The organism is Streptomyces sp. NBC_01233, assembly GCF_035989305.1.
Lineage (GTDB): Bacteria > Actinomycetota > Actinomycetes > Streptomycetales > Streptomycetaceae > Streptomyces.
Map to the genome: position 1 here is coordinate 2,925,735 of NZ_CP108514.1, position 22,206 is coordinate 2,947,940.

Sequence of the window (22,206 nt, forward strand, 5' to 3'; positions counted from 1 at the left end):
AGAACACGTTCCAATCTGACGGAAGGTCAGATACCACTGTTCTTCCCGGCCACCCCGGCACGCGCCGCACGCCCTGCGGCGACGCGGCTCAGCGTGGCACGGCGGCCAGCGCCGCCCGGGCGATCTCCTTCGCCTCGGTCTCACAGGTCTCGGCGGGGTGCTGCGGACCGCCGAGCGTCACCCGCACCAGGAGGTTGCCGTCGGTCACGCCCAGCGCACAGGTCTCCCCGGTCCCCGGAGTCGACCAGTTCGCGCCGTCCCCCGCCCCGACACCGGTCTCCGGCCGCCCGCTGCCCAGGTTGAACCGCGTCCGCGAGGTACCGCTGCCCGGGAGGCGGCCGCTGCGTTCCAGGGACCAGCTGACGGACGTGTGCGGCTTCGGCTCCTCCTCGCCGCCGACCGCGTCGAAGGCCGCCACCCAGTTGCAGCCCACGGACGACTTCACGGGTGACTCGTTCTCGCCGGACTGGCGCGTTTCCAGCGGCGGCAGCGGCAGCTTCCCGGCCACCTCCGCGCACCGCGGCACGCTCAGATACCGGTCCGCCGGGGCCACCGGCGGCTCCTCCCCGAGCAACGCGTACGCCGCCCCGGCGCAGGCCGCCACGAGGACGACCGCGGGCGGCAGCAGGTACCGCGGGCGCAGCCGCGGGCGCCGGCCGCGCGGCGCGTGGGAGCGCGCCGGGCCGACGGCCTGCGGGGCGGTGGCGGTCGGCGCCTCCGGGTCCACGTCCGGGTCTCCGGGCGCGCGGGCCGGGCCGTCGGGATCCCGGAGCAGCCCGTCGATCTCCTCCTGCTGGGCGACGGCCATCCGCTCGACCGCGGGCGGCCACAGCGTGCCGTCGGCCGCGCCGGTCAGGCCCAGGATCTCCGCCGGGGACGGCCGGGCCGCCGGATCCTTGGCCAGGCACCGGGTGACGAGCTCGCGCAGCCCCGGCGGGAGGCCGAGGAGGTCGGGTTCGGCGTGCACGACGTTGTACAGGGTCAGTGCCACCGACGCCGCCACGAAGGGACTGCGCCCCGTCGCGGCCAGCACCAGGACGGACCCGAGGGAGAACACGTCGCTCGCCGGGGTCAGTTCACCGCCCTCGGCCTGCTCGGGCGACATGAACGCGGGCGAGCCGATCACCGTCCCGGCCTGGGTCAGCTCGGTGACCTCGCCTGGCCGGGCCACCCGCGCGATCCCGAAGTCGATCACCCGTACCCCGTCCCGGGCGAGCAGCACGTTGTCGGGCTTGAGGTCCCGGTGCACCAGCCCCGCCCGGTGGATCTCGACGAGGGCCGCCGCCAGCCCGGCGGCGAGCCTCCGTACGGTCTCCTCGGGCAGCGCCCCGGCGCGCTCCACCGCGGCCCCCAGCGAGGGCCCGGTCACGAACACCGAGGCCAGCCACGGTGAGTCCGCGTCCGCGTCGGCATCCAGGACGGCGGCCGTGAAGGCGCCGGACACCTTCCGCGAGGCGGCGACCTCGCGCCGGAACCTGATGCGGAAGCCGTCGTCGTCGGCGAGCCGGGCGTGCACCTGCTTGACGGCGACGAGCCGCCCGTCCGGTGCGGCGCCGAGCAGCACGCGGCCCATGCCGCCCCGGCCGAGCTCGGCGAGCAGCCGGTACGGTCCCGCCGTGGCCGGATCCGAGGTCTTGAGCGGTCTCATCGGCTCCCCACCGACTCCACGACCGAGGCGGCGAGCTCCCGCGCGACAGCCTCACAGGTGCCGGACGGGTAGCGGGGGCCCGTCACCGAGACCTTGGCCACGAGATTGACCTCCCGTACGTACAGACGGCAGTTCGGATACCCCTCGCCCTGGGGCCTCTGCCACAGCCCCTCGTCGGCGAACCCGAGGTCGATGTCACGCCGGGTCCGGCCGGGTTCGTGGGAGCGCTCGTAGTACCTCTTCGCCTGCTCGGCCCCGGTGCCCTCGCCCTGGCCGGTCGTGAAGAAGTGCCACTCCGCTTCGATCGCGTCACCGGTCCGGTCGGTCCAGGTGCAGCGGGCATAGGCCGAGCCGTACTTCTCGACCGGTCCGAACCCGGCCGGCTGGGCGAAACCGGACGGCACGCGCAGCTCGTCCCAGACCTGTTGGCAGGACGGGGGCTTCGCCGGGTACTTGTCCTGCTTCTGATCCAGCCCTGTCGACCGGACATCCGCGATGAACTCGCGGTAGGTGTCCCCGAGGAACGGCCGCCACACGGTCAGCGCCAGCACGGCCACGACGCCCGCCACGGCAACCCGCACGATCCGCTGCCGGGGCCACGGGCGACGCCACCGGGGGGACGTCCGGGGAGCCGTCTGGGGAGCCGTGGTCCCGCTGACCAGCCCGCCCGTCACCGCGAGCGGCTCGTGGACCAGCGTGTTCACCGCCTCCGGCCACGGCCGCGCCGAGGGCGCCAGCTCGCCGACCGCGCTCAGCAGCTCGCCGGGGGTCGGCCGGTCGGCCGGATCCTTGGCCAGGCAGTGCGCGATGATCCCGCGCAGCCCGGCCGGTACGTCACCCAGCTCCGGTTCGGAGTGCACGACCTCGTGCAGGATCCGCGGCACCGAGCTCCCGGCGAACGGCGGCTTCCCCGTACAGGCCATGACGAGGGTCGCGCCGAGCGAGAACACGTCGGTGGCCGGAGTGAGTTCCTGCCCCAGGGCCTGCTCGGGCGACATGTACGCGGGCGAGCCGATGAGCGCGCCCGCGTGCGTGATCCGGGTCTGGTCCCCCACCGCGCGCACGATGCCGAAGTCGATGACCCGTACGCCGTCCTCCGCTAGCAGCACGTTGGACGGCTTGAGGTCCCGGTGGATCAGCCCCGCCCGGTGTACGTCGGCGAGGGCGTGCGCGAGCCCGGCGGCCAGCCGGCGCACCGCCTCCTCGGGCAATGGCCCGGCGGCGTCCACGGCCTGGCTCAGCGAGGGCCCCGGCACGAACTGCGAGGCGAGCCACGGCGTCTCGGCGTCGGGATCGGCGTCGACCACCGCCGCGGTGTAGCCGCCTGCCACCCGCCGCGAGGCATCCACCTCGCGGCGGAACCGCTCCCGGAACCCCTCGTCCTCGGCCAGCTCGGCGTGCACCTGCTTGACCGCGACGTACCGCCCGTCCGGCCCGACCCCCAGCACCACCCGGCCCATCCCGCCCTGGCCGAGCACGGCGACCGTCCGGAACGGCCCCACGAACTCCGACGCGGACAGCTCTGATCTCCCCATGCCTGTACTGCCCCTCCCCGATAGCGGCGTGGATCCTACAAACCGTCACCATGCGGACGAGGAGCCGTCATGCGCGTTCCGCCACCTCCCGGACGGTCAGGTTCTCGTCACGGACGACGAGCGTGCAGGCCCGCTGGTTCCCGGGATCCGAACGTTCAGCGGCGCGGGGAGGCCTTCAGGGCGCCGCGGGCGACCTCCTTCGCCTTCGTCTCGCAGGCGCCCTTGGTGTACGACTTCGCCCGGAGGCCCACCCAGACGGAGAGGTTGCCCTCACGTACGGCGAGGACGCAGGTCCAGTCGGCCCCGCCGGACCCCCAGTAGGCCTCGGTGCCGAACCCGAGGCGGGGCGCCTCGCGCTGACCGGCCGCCTCCGACTGGAAACGCGCCTTCTGCGTCACCGCGTTGGTGTCCGCATTGCCGCCGAGGCTCAGGTCCCACCGGACCAGCGCGGTCGGCGACGCGGCGGTACCGCCGCTCGCGCTGCAGCTCGACTTCACGCCCGCGGCCGTCTCGGACCTGGTGTCCGTGGTCGACAGCAGCAACTGCGGCTGCAACTCCCTGCGCGCCACCTGGCAGCTGGGGACGGCCGTGTAGGCGACGGGAGCCGTGACCCGGTCCCGTACGTACAGCGCCACCCCGGTACCGGCCACCAGGAGCACACCGGCCGCCGCCAGGGCCGCGATCCGGCGAGGACCGCGCCACGGGCTCCGGGGCGACGGCTCCGGGCGGGAAGGGACAGGCACCGGCGCGTCCCGAGTCGGCGTCGGCGCGACCGGTCCACCCTCCGGTACGGGTACGGGTACGGGAACGGGTACGGGTACGGATGCGGGTACGGCGACCGGCTCGGGCAGGTACACGGGCTCCGGGCCGGTCGGCTCCACCTCGCCGTCCGGGCCGCCGCCGAGCAGCCGGTCGATGTCCGCCCGCTGCTCGGCGAGCATCCGGTACACGGCCGGCGGCCACTGCCGCCCCGCCGGAGCGACCGGGCCGAGGAGTCCGAGCAACTGCGCCGGGGTCGGCCGTTCGGCCGGGTCCTTGGCCAGGCACCGCTCCACGATCCCGCGCAGCCCCGCGGGTACGGCTCCGAGGTCGGGCGTGGAGTGCACGACGTCGTAGAGCGTCTGCAGGGTCGAGGTCCCGGCGAAGGGACTGCTGCCGGTGACCGCCATGACCAGCACCGAACCGAGCGAGAACACATCGCTCGCCGGGGTCAGCGGCTTGCTCTCGGCCTGCTCGGGCGACATGAAGGAGGGCGAACCGATCACCCAGCCGGTGCGCGTCAGCCCGGCGTCGCCTTCGGACTCGCCCTCGGTCGCCCGCGCGATGCCGAGGTCGATGACCCGTACCCCGTCCTCGGCGAGGAGTACGTTGTCGGGCTTCAGGTCGCGGTGGATCAGCCCCGCCCGATGGATCTCCGCCAGGGCCGACGCCAGCCCCGCCGCGAGCCGGTGGACGACGGCCCCGTCCAGCACCCCGTCCGCCCTGACCACGGCCGCCAGGGAGGGTCCGCCCACGAACACCGAGGCCAGCCAGGGTGTCGGCGCGTCCGGATCGGCGTCGATCACGGCGGCCGTGTAGGCCCCGGACACCTTGCGCGAGGCGGCGACCTCACGCCGGAACCGGGCCCGGAAACCCTCGTCGTCCGCGAAGTGCGCGAGCACCTGCTTGACGGCGACGAGCCGCCCGTCCGGCCCGGCACCCAACAGCACCCGGCCCATCCCACCCTGCCCGAGCACGCCGACGACCTCGAACGGCCCCACGTGCGCCGGACCGCCCGGCCCTACGTGCTCCATAGCCTCTGCTCCCCCGAATCCCCTGCCCCCAGTCGGGAGCGGATCATACAGAGACGGCCCTCACGAAGGTGGCGAAAGCCGCGGGATGGACGGTGAAGACGGGCCCGTCGGGGTTCTTGGAATCCCGGACGGCGACAAGACAGGGCTGAGCGGCGACCTCGACGCACTGCCCGCCGGTGTCGCCGCTGTACGAGGCCTTGCGCCAGGCGGCGGTGCCGAGGGGGGCACACTCGACGCATTCTCCGCCGGTGTCGGAGCTGTACGAGGACTTACGCCACTTTGCGCCCGTCAGGTGCTGGTTGGTGTCCATAACGCTCCTCCAATACGCGGGCGATCAGCGCCGCCGAGTCATCCAGGGAGAGCGCGGCGGCCTGCAGATGATCGTATCGGAGCGAACCTTCCCTGAGAGCCTGAGGATTGGCCGTCATATGGCCCTGCACGAAGTCCTCGGTATAGACGATGTCCGGGTCGTCATCGAACCTCAGGACGGTGAACGAGCCAGGCAGTCCGGCATGGGCGCCCGCATCGAAGGGCAGGATCTGCACCTGCACCCACTCCCGCCTCCGCAGGTCCAACAAGTGGGCGAGCTGGTTCCGCATGACCTCCCGGCCACCGATCTCCTGGTGCAGCACGGCCTCACTCAACACCACCCACATCAGTGGCGGGTTCTCGCGGTCGAGTACGCGCTGGCGCTCCATCCGGGCGGCCACCTTCGCGTCGAGGTCCCCGTCGCTCCGCACGCCCAGCACCGCCCGCGCGTACTCCTCGGTCTGCAGCAGTCCGTAAACCAACTGCGCCTGGAAGGTGGAGATGTACGCCGCCCTGGCCTCCATCTCCGCGTACGCCTGGAACCACGTCGGCAGCACGCTCCGCAGGACCAGCCCCACCAGCCGGGAGAAGTGCCCGTCGGTCCCCAGCGCCGCGTCCACCCGCTCCGAGAAGTCCCGCGTCGGCACCCGCTTCGTGTTCTCCACCTGGCCGATCAGCGAGCCGGTGCAGTAGATGATGTCGCCCAGCTGCGACTGCTTCAGCCCGGCGCCCTCGCGCAGCCGGCGCAGTTCGTAGCCGTAGTAATCCAGCGGCGAGGCGCTGGGATCAAGATCGCGCGTGCTGACCATGGACGGTCACCCCCAAGCCAGTTGTGGTTCCGTAGCCGAGCGTAATCGTCCGGCTGCGGACAGGTGGCCCGAATCACGCAATCGGCCCGGCTCCGGTCAGTCCGCACAGCTCACGCGTGGGAAGGAGAGCCCGCGGAGCGAAACGGGCGCACCGCGCGCCGTCCCCGCCAGGACCAGTCAGAACCGGCCGGGGCCGCCCGCCCGGGCCCCGGCATGGACCCCTACCCGGCGGTAGGGCAGCATGGGCCGACCAGTCGCAGCTCAGGAGGAACACATGGCCGCCCACCCCAAGCCGGAGACCCTCGCCGCCTTCGAGGCCGCCAAGGGGTTCATGCCCGTACGGGAGGGGCTCGCGCTGTACGAGGCGGCCGCGGCCGCGGCCGGGCTCGGGCTGCCGCTGCTGGAGGTCGGGACGTACTGCGGCCGGTCCACCATCCTGCTGGCCGACGCCGCCCGCGAGGCCGGCGTGGCGGCGATCACCGTCGACCACCACCGCGGCAGCGAGGAGCAGCAGCCGGGCTGGGAGTACCACGACCCGACGGTCGTCGACCCGGAGATCGGCCTGATGGACACGCTGCCCACCTTCCGCCGGACCCTGCACAAGGCCGGTCTCGAAGACCACGTGATCGCGATCGTGGGCCGGTCCCCGCAGGTCGCCGCCGCCTGGGGCGGCAAGCTCGGCTTCGTCTTCATCGACGGCGGCCACACCGACGAGCACGCCACCGGCGACTACGAGGGCTGGGCCCCGCACGTCGCGGAGGGCGGCACGCTGGTCATCCACGACGTGTTCCCGGATCCGGCCGACGGCGGGCAGGCCCCGTACCGGATCTACCTGCGCGCCCTCGCCTCCGGCGCCTTCGAGGAGATCTCGGTCACCGACTCGCTGCGCGTACTGCGCCGCACGGGGCCGGGCATCTGAGCCTACGAACGCCGGGCCGACAATCGCACCACGCCCCCGGATGGCCCAGTTCCGGCCGGGCGGCAGCGGGGCGGTCTAGCATCGCCGCGTGCGCAAAGACGACAGTTACCCGCCCCCCGAGTCCGGTTCCTCGGTCAGTCCGGACCGGCCCTGGTTCACCCGACGCTCCACGCTCGTCGTCGGGGTCGCCGCGCTCGCCCCGGCCTGTCTGGCGGGCTGGGTGCTGACCCAGGTGCTGTCCGGATCCGAGCCCGACGGGCAGCAGCCCCGGCCGCTGCCCGCCTCGCACTCGTCCCTGTCGCCGGGCGGGCGGGACGCGAAGCCCGGCTCCACCCCGAGCGACAGCCCGAGCGGCAGCCCGAGTACGGACGCGAGCTCGCCCGCGGCCGCCCCCGTACCCGCTCCCGCGCCCGCCAAGGGCCGGCTCGCGGGCAAGACCGTGGTCGTCGACCCCGGCCACAACACGGGCAACTTCAAGCACACCGACGAGATCGACCAGCAGGTCGACATCGGTACGGGTCACAAGGAGTGCGATACCACCGGCACCACGACCAACTCCGGTTACATGGAGGCGGAGTTCACCTACGACGTGTCCCTGCGGCTGCGGGCGGCCCTGGAGGCCCAGGGCGCGAAGGTGGTCCTGACCCACCAGCAGGACCGCCCGTGGGGCCCGTGCATCACCGAGCGGGCCCGCATCGGCAACGAGGCGAACGCCGACGCCGTCGTGTCCGTCCACGCCGACGGGGTCTCCGCGGGCAGCCGCGGCTTCCACGTGATCCTGCCGGCCAAGGTGAAGGGCGGCGCCGCGGACACCGCGAAGATCGTCGGACCCTCCCGCGAGCTCGGCGAGCGGATCGCCGGGAACTTCGCCCGCACCACCGGATCGGCCCCCGCCAACTACCTCGGCAGCGGTACCGGTTTGGTCGTTCGTGACGACCTCGGCGGACTGAACCTGTCAACTCGGCCCAAGGTGTTCATCGAATGCGGCAACATGCGTGATGCCAAGGACGCGGCGCAGCTTACGAGTCCGGAGTGGCGGCAGAAGGCGGCGCAGGGCATCGCGGACGGCATCGTCGGTTTCCTGGGCGGGTAGTCCACCTCGGCAGCCCCGTTTCGGGGCTGCTCGCCGCCCCGATCCTCTCGGCCGCGGGGAACCTCCGTACCATGGTGCCGCCCGCCCTGTGCAGGCGCGATCTGCGACCGCGGCACCACGAGACGACCGAGACCGAGAAGGACACCTAAGACGTGAACATCCGCTCCCTCACTCGAGGCGACGGCGTGGTGATCGGAGCAGCGGCGCTGCTGTTCATCGCCTCGTTCCTCGATTTCTACTCCACCACGGGTGGCGACCTGCCGAGCGCGTGGGACACCGACTCCTACCGCCTGGTGCTCCCCAGCGTCTTCCTGCTCGGCTTCATCGCCGCCGGCCTGCTCATCGCGGGCCGCTTCCAGCCGGAGACCCGCAAGGTCCTGGGCCTGCCGCTGACGGCGTGGGGCACCGTGCTCGCCGTCTCGGCGGCCTGGTCGGCGCTGTGGGCGCTGATCACCTGCCCGAGCCAGCTCGACCTGGGCGCGGGCGCCGTCCTCGCCTTCCTCGCCACCCTGGCGCTGGCCGGCGTGGCCGTGGCCGGTGCGAAGATCCCGGCCCTCGCGGGCCAGCTGGTGCCGGAGCCGAAGCCGGCCGCCGTCCCGCCGTACGCGGGCCAGCCGGGCCAGCCGGGCCAGCCCCAGCCGGGCGCCGGGTACGGCTACCCGGGCGGGCAGCAGCCCTACGGTTCCACCCCGCAGCCGGTCCCGCCGTACGGCGGCACCCCGACGCCGGCCCCGCAGGAGGCCCACCAGCCGGCTCCGACGCCCGCCCCGGCTGCGGACTTCACGCCGTTCTGGTTCGCGGTCCCGGTGGCCCGCCCCCTCTTCGCCGAGGACGGCACCCCCACCCCGATCGCCGAACTCGCCCCGGGCACCTGGTACCTGGCCGTCGAGCAGCGCGGCCCGGCCACCCTGGTCGCGCAGACCCAGGACGGCCGCCGCGGCATCCTGAACGACACCTCGGGCATCCAGCGCGGCTGAGTCCCGCTCCCGCGCACACGACGGCCCCCCCGCCCTTCCGGGCGGGGGGGCCGTTGCCCTACAGTCACCTGACGCATCGTCAGGTATGGCTGTCGGCACCGCGGAGGGACGTACATGCGCCTCGGACTCGCACTCGGCTACTGGGGCCGCGGCCCCCAGCCCGCCCACCTCGACCTCGCCACCGAGGCCGAGAGCCTCGGCTACGACTCGGTGTGGACCGCCGAAGCGTGGGGCTCGGACGCCTTCACCCCGCTGACCTGGATCGCCGCGCACACCTCTCGGATTCGCCTCGGCACGGCCATCGCGCAGATGGCCGCCCGCACCCCGACCGCCACCGCCATGCACGCCCTCACCCTGGACCACCTCTCCGGCGGCCGGATGATGCTCGGGCTGGGCCTGTCCGGCCCGCAGGTGGTCGAGGGCTGGTACGGGCGCCCCTTCCCCGCGAGCCCGCTCACCGCGACCCGCGAGTACGTCGACGTCATCCGCCAGGTGCTGCGCCGCGAGGGCCCGGTCGCCCTGGACGGCCGCTTCCACAGCCACCCGTACCGCGGCGAGGACGGCACCGGCATCGGCAAGCCCCTGAAGCCCATCACCCACCCGCTCCGCCCCGACCTGCCGCTCCTGCTGGGCGCCGAGGGACCGAAGAACATCGCCCAGACCACGCGGATCGCGGACGGCTGGCTGCCCCTGTACTGGTCGCCGACCCGCACCGACGTCTACCGGGCCGCGCTGACGGACCTCCCCGAGGGCTTCATGATCGCGCCGATGGCCCGCGCGAAGGTCTGCGACGACGTCGCCGAGGGGCTGCTCCCGGTCAAGGCGATGCTCGGCTTCTACATCGGCGGCATGGGCCACGCGGCCCGCAACTTCCATGCCGACCTGATGGCCCGGATGGGCTACGAGGAGGAGGCCCGCCGCATCCAGGAGCTGTTCCTCGCCGGCCGCAAGGAGGAGGCGGTCCTGGCCGTCCCCGACGCCTTCGCCGACGAGATCTCCCTGATCGGCCCGCGGGAGCGGATCGCCGAACGCCTGGAACTGTGGCGCAAGGGCCCTGTCACCGACCTCCTCGTGACGGCCCCGGACCCGCACACCCTCCGGGTGCTGGCGGAACTCAACAGCTAGGGGACGCCCCGCCGATGGGATCATCGGAAGTGACAGTGGCTGGCTGAAAGTGGATGACGATCGTCGCCGCTACGGGTTTCGCGTGCGCCCGACTGGCGCCGGGGGCAACCGGCCGCAGACCGGTCGCGATGCGCCGCGCCCGCCGCGGCCACGCCGTCCTCTGCTCGAAGGAAACCCTTGCTGCGCCCCACTCGTGCGACAGTCCTGCTGACCGCGGGCCTCGTCTCCCTCCTCGGCCTGCCCGCCACTGCGGCTGCCGCCGAAACCCCGATCAACCTCTACGTGGACAACGCCTCCGACTCCGGCTGCTCGCCCCCGGCGCCACCGCCTCGGTCGCCGGCCTGCCCGCAGGCTCCGTCGGCGCGGCCCTGAACGTGACCACCACCGACACCACCGGCCCCGGCTTCCTGACCGTCTACGGACACGGCGGCACGCGGCCCGAGGCGAGCAGCCTCCAGACGCGCCCCGGCGAGACCGTCCCCAACCACGTCACCACCCCCGTGGCGGACGGCCGCGCCGGCATCCGGAACAGCTACGACGGCAGCAACCACGTGATCACCGACCTGTTCGGCCACTTCACCCGGGGCTGACCCCACCCGCAGCACACCGGAGCCCCGGTCACCGCGCACACCGCGGTGACCGGGGCTCCCGGCGTGTCAGGACGAAGGGGTGTCGGTGTCCGCCCGGGGGACGGCCTCCAGCAGCTCGCGCACGTCGAGCGGCATGACGGCGATCTCGATGCTCCCGCCGCCCTCGTAGGTGCAAGTGACGATCCGCGAGCCGGGGTTGATGACGATGCCCTCCTTCACCGAGGGGACCCGCACCCCGGTGGCGCGGCCGCCGGGCAGCGGTACGGGCTCGCCGCGCTCGGGGACCCAGCGGGCCGCGCCCCCGTCGGCGTACACCCGGCCGGCCCGCCAGCGCCCTTCGCCGGCGGGCCGGCGCGCCATCCCGGGAATCCCGGGCACGGGGCCGGCGGCCGTCCGCGCGAGGTGCTTGCGCCGCAACAGCCACGCGGCTCCGGCTGCCCCGGCGGCGAGGAACACGTACTCGATCATCCGCCCATTGAAACAGGCCGGAACCGGCCGCCGGGCCGGGCGGGCCGGCCGGCTCAGCCGCCGCTCAGCTGGGACGTGCTCGGTACCTTGTCGACGACCTCGGCGCCCGCGCTCTTGCCCGCCTCCTTGACGCTGCTGATGACGTCGTCGAAGGAGTTGATGTCGGCGTCGCCGGCCTCGCCCTTGCGCAGTTTGGTGCCGAGGCCCTTGAGGGACGCGATGCCCGCCGTCAGCGGCGCCATCGCCTTCGACAGCAGCGGGTCGCCCTTGGCGTTGTCGGCCGCCGCCTTCAGCCGGTTGTACGCGAACGCTCCCGCGAGGCCGGCCTTGATGAGCGCGAAGGTACGGCCCTTGGCGCCCTTCTTGAACTTGCCCGCACGGTACGGCTTGATGATCCACTGGTACGTCGCTCCGGCCGCGAGCCCGGCGTTGGCGACGAAGCGCGTCTTGGCGAACTTCTGCTTCTCGGCGGACGTGCTGGGCGACGGCGCCACCGCGGCCAGTTCGTCGGCCTCGGCCGCGACGGGCTCCGCCGCCGCGAGCGCGGCCAGCTCCCCCATCGACGCGGCGGACAGCTCCTCGCGCGGGCCGCTCCCGCCGCTGCCGCAGGCGGTGGCGCCGACCATCAGCGCGGTGGACAGGACCACCGCCGTGACGGCGCGACGGAATCGGACGGTCGTGGGTACGGACACGGTTTCCTCCGGGGACTGAGGTGTCCCCCGCAGCCTCACCCCTGCCCCGCGGCCCCGCCACTCGCGGGGACCCGTTCGGGTTTGCCGTCCGCCTACGCGGCAACACGCGGAGCATGCCCACACACACCCGGGCAAGCGCACGCGGAAGCAGTCAGGCCGGGCGGGCCGTCGCACTGGTGGCGGGCGTACTGGCCTTCGTCATCGCCCTGTGGATCCTGATGTACCTGCTGGACGCCAACCGGGGCAACGAGCTCGTGGAGTTCGTCCACGACACCGCCAGCCGGCTGGCCGGCTGGTCCTACGACCTGTTCACCTTCAGTCACTGGGGGCACCCCCAGCGGTAGCTGGGGGAGGGTCCAGGTCGTCTTCGGCTACGGCGTGGCCGCCGTGGTCTGCCTCCTCGTCGGCCACGCCGTAGCCGGCTGGCTCTACCGGCGCTGACGCCGGCCGCGGCTCAGCCGCAGCAGTCCGGCTCCAGTCCGGCCGGGAGCGAGGTCCCGCCGAACACCTCGGTGGTGGCCTCGTCCCCGCCCAGCGCCGCCACGGCGAGCAGCAGGGACCCGGCGGTCCAGGTGGTCTGCTCCACGGGCCAGACGGCCTCGTCCTGGAAGACGTATCCCGTCCAGTACATGCCGTTGTCGGCGCGCAGGTGGGTGATCGAGCGCAGGATCTCCAGGGCCCGGTCGGACTCCCCCGTCGCCCACAGCGCGAGCGCCAGCTCGCAGGACTCGCCGCCCGTCACCCACGGGTTGGGCAGGACGCAGCGCACGCCGAGGCCTGGGACCACGAACTCGTCCCAGCGCTGCTCGATGCGCGCCGTGGCCTCGGCGCCGGTCAGGGCGCCGCCGAGGACCGGGTAGTACCAGTCCATCGAGTAGTGGTTCTTGTCGAGGAACCGCTCGGGGTGGCGCCGGATCGCGTGCCGCAGGGCGCCCGCGGCCAGCTCCCAGTCGGGCTGCGGCTCCTCGCGGTGCTCGGCGATGGCCAAGGCGCAGCGCAGTGCCTGGTGGATGGAGGAGGAGCCGGTGAGGAGGGCGTCGGTGACGGCGGTGCCGTCGGCCTCCCGCTTCCAGCCGATCTCGCCGCCCGGCTGCTGGAGCGTCAGGACGCACTCCACGGCCGCGTAGACGGCCGGCCACATGCGGTCGAGGAAGGTGTCGTCGCCGGTGGACAGGTAGTGGTGCCAGACGCCGACGGCTATGTAGGCGGTGAAGTTGCTCTCGCGGCTGGCGTCCTGCGGCTCGGTGGTGTCCACGCCCTGCGGCCGGTCGGCGTAGGCCGCGTACCAGGAGCCGTCCTGGTTCTGGTGCCGCGCCAGCCACGCGTACGCCCGCTCGGCGGCCTCGTGCTCGCCGGCCGCGTCCAGCGCCATCGCGGCCTCGGTGTGGTCCCACGGGTCGAGGTGGTGCCCGCGGAACCACGGGATGGCCCCGTCCGCGCGCTGGGCGGCGAGGATGCCCGCCACCGTCGCGGCGGCCTGCTCGGCGGTCAGTACGCCGTCCAGGACCAGGTGTTCGGTGCGTCCGGGCGAGCTCACTGGGTCGCGCCGACGGGGAGGTGGGGCTTGGTCGCGTACGCCACGAAGCTCTTGCCGATGAGCGGGTTCAGGGCCTGCTCGGCGAGCCGCGTGGCCAGCGGCTTCTTCATGATGTCCCAGACCAGGAGCTTGTGGTACGCCTTGACGGGCAGCGCCTTGTCGTTGTCGACGCCGAAGGCGCACTTGAGCCACCAGTACGGGGAGTGCAGCCCGTGCGCGTGGTGAGTGCCGTACGGCTTGAGGCCCGCGGCCCTCATCTTGCCGAGCAGCTCGTCCGCCTTGTAGATGCGGATGTGGCCGCCCTCGACCTCGTGGTAGGCGTCGGAGAGCGCCCAGCAGATCTTCTCGGGGCCGTAGCGCGGGACGGTTATGGCGATGCGCCCGCCGGGCTTGAGCACGCGCACCATCTCGGCGAGCACGCCCTTGTCGTCGGGGATGTGCTCCATGACCTCGGAGATGATCACGACGTCGAAGGAGTCGTCGGGAAAGGGCAGGGCGAGGGCGTCGCCCTCCATGGCGGTGGCGGTGGCCCCGGCGGGGGCCTCGCCGGCCTCCTTCATGGCGGCGAACCACTTGGCGACCTCGCGGATCTCCTCGCCGTTGCGGTCGACGGCGACCACCTGGGCGCCTCTCCGGTAGCACTCGAAGGCGTGCCGGCCTGCGCCGCAGCCCAGATCGAGTACGCGGTCGCCTGCGGCGAGCGGGAACCGGGAGAAATCGACGGTCAGCACGGGGTCCTGCCTTCGCGGTCGCGGGGGTGTGGGGCGGGGGTGTGGATGAGGCGGAGGGTCACCGCGCGCGGCAGGTCACCGCGCGCGGCGGGTACGGGCGGCCTGCTCGATGGCGGCGCGGTAGTGCGCGGCGGTGCCTTCGGCGGCCTTGGCCCAGGTGAAGCGGGTCAGGACCCGTTCGCGCCCGGCGGCGCCGAGGCGGGCCCGCAGCTGCGGGTCGCCCAGCATCCGGCCCAGCGCGGCGGCCAGTGCGCCCGCGTCGCCCGGGGGCACCGCGAGGCAGGTCTCGCCGTCGGGTCCGGCGACCTCGGGGATCGCACCGCCGGTGGTGGCGACGAGCGGGGTGCCGGTGGCCATGGCTTCGGCCGCCGGGAGCGAGAAGCCCTCGTAGAGGGAGGGGACGCAGGCGATCTGGGCGCTGCGGACGAGGTCGACGAGTTCGGCGTCGGTGATGCCCTTGACGAAGCGGACGGCGTCCTGGAGCCCGTACGTCTCGATGGCGCGGGCGACCGGCCCCTGCTCGGCGCGCTTGCCGACGACGACGAGGTGGGCCTCGGGCTGCTCGGTGCGCAGCTTCGCGAGGGCCTCGACGAGGTACACGAGCCCCTTGAGGGGGACGTCGGCACTGGAGGTGGTGACGATGCGGCCGGGGACCTCGGCGACGGAGGCGTCCGGCGACCACAGGTCGGTGTCGGCGCCGATGTGCACGACGTGGATGCGCTCGTCCCGGACGCCCAGGTGCTGGGCGATCTCCTGCTTGGAGGATCCGGAGACGGTGAGGACGGACGGGAGCCTGCGGGCCACGCGGCCCTGCATGCGGGTGAAGGCGTACCAGCGGCGCACGGACGCCCGCTTCACCCGGCCCTGCGCGGCATCGAGGTCGAGCTTGCGGTCGACGGTGATGGGGTGGTGGATCGTCGTGACCAGCGGTGCGCCGAGGTCGCCGAGGAGGCCGTACCCGAGGGTCTGGTTGTCGTGGATGACGTCGAAGTCCCCCGCGCGCGCGGCCAGATGGCGGCGGGCGCGCAGCGAGAAGGTCAGCGGCTCGGGGAAGCCGCCGGTCCACATGGTGGCGACCTCGACGGCGTCGATCCAGTCCCGGTACTCCTCGCGCCCCGGCGTACGGAAGGGGTCGGGGCTGCGGTACAGGTCCAGGCTCGGGAGCTCGGTGAGCGAGGCGCCCGTGTCGAGCACCGGGTAGGGCTGCGCGCCGATCACTTCGACGGAGTGCCCCAGCTGTACGAGCTCGCGCGAGAGGTGGCGGACGTAGACGCCCTGGCCGCCGCAGAACGGGTTCCCCTTATAGGTGAGGAGTGCAATGCGCAGCGGGCGGTCGCCGTCGGTGGCGGAACCCGCGAAAGGGCTCGTCACCATGGCCTCAGCGGTCACTCTCGGCCCCCTTCTCCCTGCAACTTTCGCCGGAGCGTAACCGCTCGGATAATGTAGAACAAGTTTCAGACTTGATCCGTCGAAGAGCATTGAATCTACCGGCCGGAAACTACACCGTAAGAGGCGGAGCAGGTGATTCGCGCCACGACTGCGGCGCCTGCCATGCTGACTGCGGACCAGCCGGATTCAGCCCGGAATCAGCCCGCGCAACGACACGGAGGGCCACGGAACGGGACACGTAACGGGATCCCCCTCCGGAAGGAGGGGGCTTTCAGCCGCACTGGCTAAGAGCCGCCGTTACCAGCACCAGCCAACACATGTGTGGAGGTGAACGAAGTTGGCTACGTACCGCGTAGGACAGAAGACCGACCGAGCTGTGCTTCCTCAGCAGCTTGCTCTCGAATTGGAGTCAGCAGACACCCCCCGGATCGGGGACGAAACGGGACTCGAACGCCGTGAGGCACCCGGCGCGGTACATGTGCGAGGGGAGATGCCCGACGCTTCACCTGGCGGCGGGCACGTCACCCCCAACCGCGAGGTTGGGGAGAGGGCCCGTGATGGCCACCCTGTCGTGTTCGTCCTGGACAAGCACGGCACACCGCTGCAACCGACCACACCCGCCAGGGCCCGCGAGCTCCTCAAGAAGGGCCGGGCTGCCGTTGCGCGGCACACTCCGTTCGTGATCCGCCTCAAAGACCGCACGGTCTCCGAGTCGCAGGTGGACGGTGTGGAGCTCGGAATCGACCCCGGATCGAAGTGCACAGGCATCGCCGTGTTCACCGCGAAGGACGGTGAGCGCCGTGGCCTGTACGCGGTCGAGCTGACCCACCGGGGCGGCGGCATCCGGGACAAGCTCACCGCTCGCGCCGCCTACCGGCGTGGCAGGCGAACCCGCAACCTGCGTCATCGCGCTCCGCGCTTCTCCAACCGCACCCGACCCAAGGGCTGGCTCGCGCCGTCGCTGCGTCACCGTGTGGACACCACCATGTCGTGGACCACACGGCTCGCACGCTGGGCACCCGTTCGCGCGGTGCATGTGGAGCGGGTCGCGTTCGACACTCACGCCATGTCCAATGGCGGACAGCTGGAGGGGGCCGAGTACCAGCACGGCACCCTGTGCGGCACAGAAGTCCGCGAATACCTGCTGGCCAAGTGGGGCCGGGCCTGTGCCTACTGCGGCGCTACCGAAGTCCCGCTCAACATCGACCACATCCACCCCCGCTCACGCGGCGGCAGCGACCGCATCTCCAACCTGTGCACAGCGTGCATCCCATGCAACGAGAAGAAGTCCAACCAGCCACTCAAGGACTTCCTCAAGCATTCCCCAGGCACGTTGACCCGGATCCTCGCCCAGGCCAAAGCCCCTCTCAACGACGCGGCAGCCGTCAACGCCACCCGCTGGGCCCTCTGGCGCGCCCTCGGCGCCGCATTCCCCACGGTGCACACCGCATCCGGGGGCCGCACCAAATGGAACCGTCAGCGGACCGGCACCTCGAAGACCCATACCCTCGACGCCCTGTGCGTCGGCGTGCTCGACACCGTCACCCGCACCCCGGCCCGCGTCCTCGCGGTCACCGCGACCGGACGCGGCACATACACCCGCACCCGCACCGACAAGTACGGCTTCCCCCGCCTGCGACTGCCCAGGCAAAAGACGTTCTTCGGCTACCAGACCGGAGACCTCACCCGCGCAGTCGTCCCCACCGGGAAGAAGGCCGGCACCCACACCGGACGGATCGCCGTCCGCGCCACCGGCAGGTTCAACATCAAAACCGCCCACGGCCTCATCCAAGGCATCGGGCACAAACACTTCCGCCTCATCCAACGAGCCGACGGCTACGCCTACACCACCCGACCCGAAGGACCTCCGGACACCACCTGACCGCCACCGACAGCAACGAAGAGACCTCCGGCGCTCCGCGCCTGTGCCCCAAGGATTCGCTCCCTCCCCCAGCTGAAGCAGGGGGGTTCCACGAAAGAAGGCCGATGCCAGCGGAAGTGAAGGCCGTCATCACACCGGCGTCGCCTCCCCTGACGGAGCGCCAGGAGGCGCGCCGCCGCCGGATCCTGCACGCCAGTGCCCAGTTGGCCAGCCGGGGCGGTTTCGACGCCGTCCAGATGCGTGAGGTCGCGGAGGCGGCCGGCGTGGCGCTCGGCACGCTCTACCGCTACTTCCCGTCCAAGGTGCACCTGCTGGTCGCCACCATGCAGGACCAGCTCCAGCACATGCACACCACGCTGCGCAAGCGCCCGCCGGCCGGGGAGGACCCGGCGGCCCGGGTCGCGGAGACCCTGATGCGGGCCTTCCGCGCCCTCCAGCGGGAACCGCAGCTGGCCGACGCGATGGTGCGGGCGCTGACCTTCGCGGACCGTAGCGTGAGCCCCGAGGTGGACACGGTGTCCCGGCTGACCACAGCGATCATCCTGGACGCGATGGGCCTGGAGCACCCGCCGACGGCTGAACAGCTCTCGGCGGTCCGGGTCATCGAGCACACCTGGCACTCGGCGCTGATCACGTGGCTTTCAGGCCGTGCCTCGATCGCCCAGGTCAAGATCGACATCGAGATGGTGTGCCGCCTGATCGACCTGACGGCCCCGGAAAAGGCCTGAAGCAGCCGCTGGGGCACGCCCCGGACAATTTCGGTGGACAGCGGCCGGGCCCGTGATCGATAGTCCGCCGCATGGCCTCTCTTGTGCGACACCTCACCATCGACTGCTCCGACGCCTACCGCCTCGGGCAGTTCTGGGCCGCCGTCCTGGACGGCTCGCTCGCCGACGACGACTTCCCCGGGGACCCCGAGGCACTGGTCACTGCGCCCGGCTCGACCCTGCTGTTCGTGACGGTCCCCGACACCAAGACCGTGAAGAACCGGGTGCACGTGGACCTCCAGCCGCAGGACCGCACGCGTGACGAGGAGGTCGAGCGCATAGTGGCCCTGGGCGCCACCCTCGTCGGCGACCACCGGCGGGCCGACGGGAGCGGCTGGGTGACCCTCGCCGACCCCGAGGGGAACGAGTTCTGCGTCGAGCGGAGCGCCGCCGAAATGGCGAAGTAGGCCTCGACGGACGCCCGGACACGAGGCGGGACGGGACGGGACGGGGATCAGGGACCGGGCCCGGATTCCCGCATGCAGGCCACGAGAGCGGCCGGGCAACCGATGCGGACGGCGGCATCTCATGGCCGCGACCTTTCCGTGCCCTTGCGCCACTGGCGCTCGTTTCCGGTCAACGACGGTTCCCGGGCATGTCGATCGGGGCCGGAACCAGCGGTTCCAGCCCCGGAGTCCCGTGGGGTCGAAGCGGCGCCGGAAGCGCCACTTCGACCCCACGACGCCCCTACTCCTCCGGCGGGAAGACGGGTTCGCCCGAGCCGGCCAGGGTGATCAGGATGGCCTCCACCGGGCAGCCCTCCGCCGCCGTGAGGATCGGTTCGTTCGCGTCCGACTGCGCGGTGCGGGGGTGGGACTGTCGCGCCGAGTCCAGGACGAAGCCGTCCGGGGCGTGGTTCACGCACATGCCCGAGCCGATGCAGACCGCCCGGTCCACCTCGACCTGCCAGCGGTCACCCATCAGGCACCCGCCTCGTAGCCTGCCGGGAGGTGGATCATCTTGTGCTCCAGGTACTCGCTCAGCCCCTCCGGGCCGAACTCCCGGCCCACGCCGCTGTTCTTGTAGCCGCCGAACGGGCCGAGCATGTCCAGGCTGAAGGTGTTCACGTTGAAGGTTCCGGTGCGGATCCGCCGCCCGAAGTCGATGCCGTGCTCGACGTCGCCGGTCCAGACACTGCCGCTCAGGCCGAAGTCCGAGTCGTTGGCCACCCGTACCGCCTCCGCCTCGTCCCCGTACGGGATCAGGCAGACGACCGGGCCGAAGATCTCCTCGCGCGCGATCCTCATGGAGTTGTCCACGTCGCCGAAGAGGGTGGGCTCCACGTACCAGCCGCGGTCCAGGCCCGCCGGACGGCCGCCGCCCGACAGGACCTTCGCGCCCTCCTCCTGGCCGATCCGGATGTAGTCCAGGGAGCGCTGCTGCTGCCGCTGGGCCACGAGCGGGCCGAGCTGCGTCGCCGGGTCGAGCGGGTCGCCCACGACCAGCGCGCCGGCCGCCGCCGCGAGGGCCTCGGCCACCTCCTCGTACCGGCTGCGCGGGGCGAGGATCCGGGTCTGGGCCACGCACGCCTGGCCGTTGTTCATCCAGGCCGCGGGCACGATCCCGGCGATGGCCGTGTCGAGGTCCGCGTCGGGGAGGATCACGGCGGCGGACTTGCCGCCGAGTTCGAGGGTGACGCGGGTGAGGTTGCGCGCGGCGACCTCCATCACGCGCTTGCCCGCGGCGACCGAGCCGGTGAAGGCGACCTTGTCGATGCCGGGGTGGCCGACCAGGTACTCGCTGACCTCGCGGTCGGCGGGCAGGATCGACAGCACGCCCTCGGGGAGTCCGGCCTCCCGCGCGATGTCGGCCAGGATGTAGGAGTCCAGCGGCGCTTCGGGGGACGGCTTGAGGATCACCGTGGAGCCGGTCAGCAGGGCGGGGGCCAGCTTGGCCGCCGCCACGAACTGCGGGACGTTCCAGGGGATGACGGCGGCGACCACGCCCACCGGCTCCCGGCGCACCAGGATCGGGCCGAGCACGCCCCGGCGGTGCTCCTCGTACGGGTAGGCGCGCGCGACGGTGATCGCGGCGTCGTAGACCATCATCGGGCCCAGCGCCTGGGCGAGGACGCTCCAGGAGTACGGGGACCCGTTCTGGGAGCTGATCGAGCGGGCTATCTCCTCGTGCCGGACGGCGATGGCGTCCTTGATCCGGGTGACGACGGCGATGCGCTCGTCGAGCGTCATCCGCGGCCAGGGCCCCTCGTCGAACGCCTTGCGCGCGGCGGCGACGGCGCGGTCCACGTCCCTCTTCGAGGCGTGCGGGACGGAGCCGATGACCTGCTCGGTGTGGGGGGAGACGATCCGGATCGTGTCGGTGCCCAGCGGATCAGTCCACTCCCCGCCGATGAACAGTTGTCCGTGTTCCACGAGCTCGGTCATGGCTGAGGCCTCCTGCGGCTTGCCCTGCGGCTTGGCGTTCCAGAACTGATACCAGTTCTAGTTCGAGGAGTCCACGGCCAGGACGGAACAGCGGAGAAGATCCAACGACTAGTCAGAAAAGCCCGGAGGTGGTCGACTTGGGCTACTACTGAAACACGTTCTCGTCAGAGGGCGGCAACGGGCGGAGGGCTCATGCCGGAGGACACGTCACAGGTCACCGATCACGGCGGAGGCGTGTGGGGAATCAAGGTGCCCATCCCCGACAACCCCCTCGGGCACACCCTCGTCCACGTCCTCGACACCGACCGCGGCCCGGTCCTCGTCGACACCGGCTGGGACGACCCCGAGTCCTGGGACACCCTCGTCGCCGGCCTCGCCGCGCTCGGCATCGCCGTCGCCGACGTCCACGGCGTGGTCATCACCCACCACCACCCCGACCACCACGGGCTCTCCGGCCAGGTCCGCGAGGCGTCCGGCGCCTGGATCGCCATGCACGCCGCCGACACCGAGGTCGTCGTCCGCACCCGCGCCTCCGAGCCCGGCGTCTGGTTCGACTACATGAGCGCGAAACTCGCCGCCGCAGGAGCCCCCGAGGAACACATCGCCCCCCTGCGCGCCGCCCGCACGAGCGGCCGCATGCGGACCCTGCCCGGGCTGCGCGCCGCCGTGCCCGACCGGGAGATCGTCCCCGCCGAACTCCTCCCCCTCGCCGGCCGCCGGCTGCGCGCGATCTGGACCCCCGGGCACACGCCCGGCCACGTCTGCCTGCACCTGGAGGAGGCCCATCCCGCGAACCTGCCCGGCAACGGCCGCCTCTTCTCCGGGGACCACCTGCTGCCCGGGATCTCCCCGCACATCGGCCTGTACGAGGCCCCGGAGGACACCCGCGTCACCGACCCCCTCGGCGACTACCTCGACTCCCTCGAACGCATCGGCCGGCTGGCGCCCGCCGAGGTGCTCCCCGCCCACCAGCACGCCTTCACCGACGCACCCGCCCGCGTACGGGAACTACTGGACCACCACGAGGAACGGCTGTCCGGGCTGTGGGCCCTGCTGGCCGAACCGCTGACCCCGTGGGGGCTGGCGGAGCGCATGGAGTGGAACCGGCCCTGGGAGCAGATCCCGTTCGGCTCCCGCACCATCGCCGTCTCGGAAGCGGAAGCCCACCTGCGGCGCCTGGTCAAGCAGGGCCGCGCGGAGGCCGTCCCGGGCACCGACCCGGTGACGTACCGGGCCGCGTAAGGGCCGCGACGCGGCGCCGTACGGGGCCCGGGCCCGGCCCGGCACGGCGCTCGGACCCGACCTGTAAGGGGCTCGGACCCCCGGCGCCCCGGAGTCCGCAGGCTACGGGCCGGTAGAGTGAAGCCGTCGTCCACACTTCCGTCCGGGGGGAAGCCGGTGCGAATCCGGCGCTGACCCGCAACCGTGACCCGCTCCGGCACCGACCGGGCGGGGAGCCGGAATGCCCCGTACCGGAAGTGCGCGGCTCGCGCCGCCGGATCCTCCGGCGGTCGGCACCGTCGAGGTAAACGGAGCCGGAGCCCGGTGCCAGTGCGTG

22 protein-coding genes, 1 pseudogene and 1 riboswitch are annotated in these 22,206 nt (G+C 72.4%); of the genes and pseudogenes, 11 read left to right on the plus strand and 12 right to left on the minus strand.

Features of this window, described 5'->3' with window-relative positions:
• Positions 1-88: 88 nt before the first annotated feature.
• From OG332_RS13620 to OG332_RS13640, 5 genes are all read right to left on the minus strand, one after another.
• Entirely contained in the window at positions 89-1,648 is a 1,560-nt protein-coding gene (locus OG332_RS13620; RefSeq protein WP_327413720.1) for a serine/threonine-protein kinase, read from the minus strand.
• On the minus strand, positions 1,645-3,183 hold the full coding sequence (locus tag OG332_RS13625; protein WP_327413721.1) for a serine/threonine-protein kinase: 1,539 nt from the start codon (positions 3,181-3,183) through the stop codon (positions 1,645-1,647). Before OG332_RS13625 ends, OG332_RS13620 begins: the two co-directional genes overlap by 4 nt.
• Positions 3,184-3,338: 155 nt before the next feature.
• On the minus strand, positions 3,339-4,976 hold the full coding sequence (locus OG332_RS13630) for a serine/threonine-protein kinase (RefSeq protein ID WP_327413722.1): 1,638 nt from the start codon (positions 4,974-4,976) through the stop codon (positions 3,339-3,341).
• Between the two features lie 43 nt (positions 4,977-5,019).
• The gene (locus tag OG332_RS13635; protein WP_327413723.1) at positions 5,020-5,286 is read right to left on the minus strand and encodes a DUF397 domain-containing protein; all 267 of its coding nucleotides are present in this window, start codon (positions 5,284-5,286) and stop codon (positions 5,020-5,022) included.
• Positions 5,246-6,094: a helix-turn-helix domain-containing protein gene (locus tag OG332_RS13640; RefSeq protein ID WP_327413724.1), complete on the minus strand. Its 849-nt coding sequence runs from the start codon at positions 6,092-6,094 to the stop codon at positions 5,246-5,248. The genes OG332_RS13635 and OG332_RS13640 overlap by 41 nt, the downstream gene beginning before the upstream one ends.
• Before the next feature lie 274 nt (positions 6,095-6,368).
• On the opposite strand from OG332_RS13640, the gene OG332_RS13645 reads away from it, so the two are divergent.
• The 6 genes from OG332_RS13645 to OG332_RS13670 all read left to right on the plus strand — a co-directional run bounded on the left by OG332_RS13645 (position 6,369) and on the right by OG332_RS13670 (position 10,798).
• Positions 6,369-7,013 (plus strand): class I SAM-dependent methyltransferase, encoded by a 645-nt coding sequence (locus tag OG332_RS13645; protein WP_327413725.1) that lies wholly within the window; start codon positions 6,369-6,371, stop codon positions 7,011-7,013.
• An 88-nt stretch (positions 7,014-7,101) separates the two neighbouring features.
• The gene (locus OG332_RS13650; RefSeq protein ID WP_327413726.1) at positions 7,102-8,106 is read left to right on the plus strand and encodes an N-acetylmuramoyl-L-alanine amidase; all 1,005 of its coding nucleotides are present in this window, start codon (positions 7,102-7,104) and stop codon (positions 8,104-8,106) included.
• 152 nt (positions 8,107-8,258) lie between these two features.
• On the plus strand, positions 8,259-9,083 hold the full coding sequence (locus tag OG332_RS13655) for a hypothetical protein (RefSeq protein ID WP_327413727.1): 825 nt from the start codon (positions 8,259-8,261) through the stop codon (positions 9,081-9,083).
• Positions 9,084-9,197: 114 nt separating this feature from the next.
• Positions 9,198-10,208 carry an LLM class F420-dependent oxidoreductase gene (locus tag OG332_RS13660; protein WP_327413728.1) on the plus strand — a complete coding sequence of 337 codons (1,011 nt, stop codon included), beginning with the start codon at positions 9,198-9,200 and terminating at the stop codon, positions 10,206-10,208.
• Positions 10,209-10,385: 177 nt separating this feature from the next.
• Positions 10,386-10,580 (plus strand): hypothetical protein, encoded by a 195-nt coding sequence (locus OG332_RS13665; protein ID WP_327413729.1) that lies wholly within the window; start codon positions 10,386-10,388, stop codon positions 10,578-10,580.
• A gap of 2 nt (positions 10,581-10,582) precedes the next feature.
• Positions 10,583-10,798, plus strand: coding sequence for an N-acetylmuramoyl-L-alanine amidase (locus OG332_RS13670; RefSeq protein WP_327413730.1), 216 nt, complete (start codon positions 10,583-10,585; stop codon positions 10,796-10,798).
• Between the two features lie 66 nt (positions 10,799-10,864).
• Here the strand turns inward: OG332_RS13670 and OG332_RS13675 are convergent, their stop codons facing one another.
• Both OG332_RS13675 and OG332_RS13680 read right to left on the minus strand, forming a co-directional pair.
• Positions 10,865-11,266, minus strand: a complete 402-nt coding sequence (locus OG332_RS13675; protein ID WP_327413731.1) for a hypothetical protein — start codon at positions 11,264-11,266, stop codon at positions 10,865-10,867.
• A gap of 53 nt (positions 11,267-11,319) precedes the next feature.
• Complete coding sequence (locus tag OG332_RS13680; protein WP_327419216.1) at positions 11,320-11,892, minus strand: hypothetical protein; 573 nt, start codon at positions 11,890-11,892, stop codon at positions 11,320-11,322.
• A 179-nt stretch (positions 11,893-12,071) separates the two neighbouring features.
• Here OG332_RS13680 and OG332_RS13685 point away from each other — a divergent pair.
• A pseudogene (locus OG332_RS13685) lies at positions 12,072-12,399 on the plus strand (hypothetical protein).
• A 13-nt stretch (positions 12,400-12,412) separates the two neighbouring features.
• Here the strand turns inward: OG332_RS13685 and OG332_RS13690 are convergent.
• The 3 genes from OG332_RS13690 to OG332_RS13700 all read right to left on the minus strand — a co-directional run bounded on the left by OG332_RS13690 (position 12,413) and on the right by OG332_RS13700 (position 15,615).
• Positions 12,413-13,495: a prenyltransferase gene (locus OG332_RS13690; RefSeq protein ID WP_327413732.1), complete on the minus strand. Its 1,083-nt coding sequence runs from the start codon at positions 13,493-13,495 to the stop codon at positions 12,413-12,415.
• Complete coding sequence (locus OG332_RS13695) at positions 13,492-14,226, minus strand: class I SAM-dependent methyltransferase (protein ID WP_327413733.1); 735 nt, start codon at positions 14,224-14,226, stop codon at positions 13,492-13,494. The genes OG332_RS13690 and OG332_RS13695 overlap by 4 nt, the downstream gene beginning before the upstream one ends.
• A 75-nt stretch (positions 14,227-14,301) precedes the next feature.
• The gene (locus OG332_RS13700; RefSeq protein WP_327413734.1) at positions 14,302-15,615 is read right to left on the minus strand and encodes a glycosyltransferase family 4 protein; all 1,314 of its coding nucleotides are present in this window, start codon (positions 15,613-15,615) and stop codon (positions 14,302-14,304) included.
• Between the two features lie 571 nt (positions 15,616-16,186).
• Between OG332_RS13700 and iscB the strand changes: the two genes are divergently transcribed.
• The 3 genes from iscB (at position 16,187) to OG332_RS13715 (ending at position 18,671) form a co-directional block, all read left to right on the plus strand.
• On the plus strand, positions 16,187-17,497 hold the full coding sequence (iscB, locus tag OG332_RS13705) for an RNA-guided endonuclease IscB (protein WP_327413735.1): 1,311 nt from the start codon (positions 16,187-16,189) through the stop codon (positions 17,495-17,497).
• A gap of 104 nt (positions 17,498-17,601) precedes the next feature.
• Positions 17,602-18,225 (plus strand): TetR family transcriptional regulator, encoded by a 624-nt coding sequence (locus OG332_RS13710; protein WP_327413736.1) that lies wholly within the window; start codon positions 17,602-17,604, stop codon positions 18,223-18,225.
• Between the two features lie 71 nt (positions 18,226-18,296).
• A complete protein-coding gene (locus OG332_RS13715; RefSeq protein WP_327413737.1) occupies positions 18,297-18,671 on the plus strand; it encodes a VOC family protein in 375 nt (124 codons plus the stop codon).
• A 280-nt stretch (positions 18,672-18,951) separates the two neighbouring features.
• Here the strand turns inward: OG332_RS13715 and OG332_RS13720 are convergent, their stop codons facing one another.
• Complete coding sequence (locus OG332_RS13720; RefSeq protein WP_327413738.1) at positions 18,952-19,185, minus strand: ferredoxin; 234 nt, start codon at positions 19,183-19,185, stop codon at positions 18,952-18,954.
• Positions 19,185-20,648, minus strand: a complete 1,464-nt coding sequence (locus OG332_RS13725; protein WP_327413739.1) for an aldehyde dehydrogenase — start codon at positions 20,646-20,648, stop codon at positions 19,185-19,187. Before OG332_RS13725 ends, OG332_RS13720 begins: the two co-directional genes overlap by 1 nt.
• Before the next feature lie 192 nt (positions 20,649-20,840).
• On the opposite strand from OG332_RS13725, the gene OG332_RS13730 reads away from it, so the two are divergent.
• Positions 20,841-21,890, plus strand: coding sequence for an MBL fold metallo-hydrolase (locus OG332_RS13730; protein WP_327413740.1), 1,050 nt, complete (start codon positions 20,841-20,843; stop codon positions 21,888-21,890).
• A 148-nt stretch (positions 21,891-22,038) separates the two neighbouring features.
• A riboswitch (cobalamin riboswitch) is annotated at positions 22,039-22,107 on the plus strand.
• Positions 22,108-22,206: the final 99 nt, after the last annotated feature.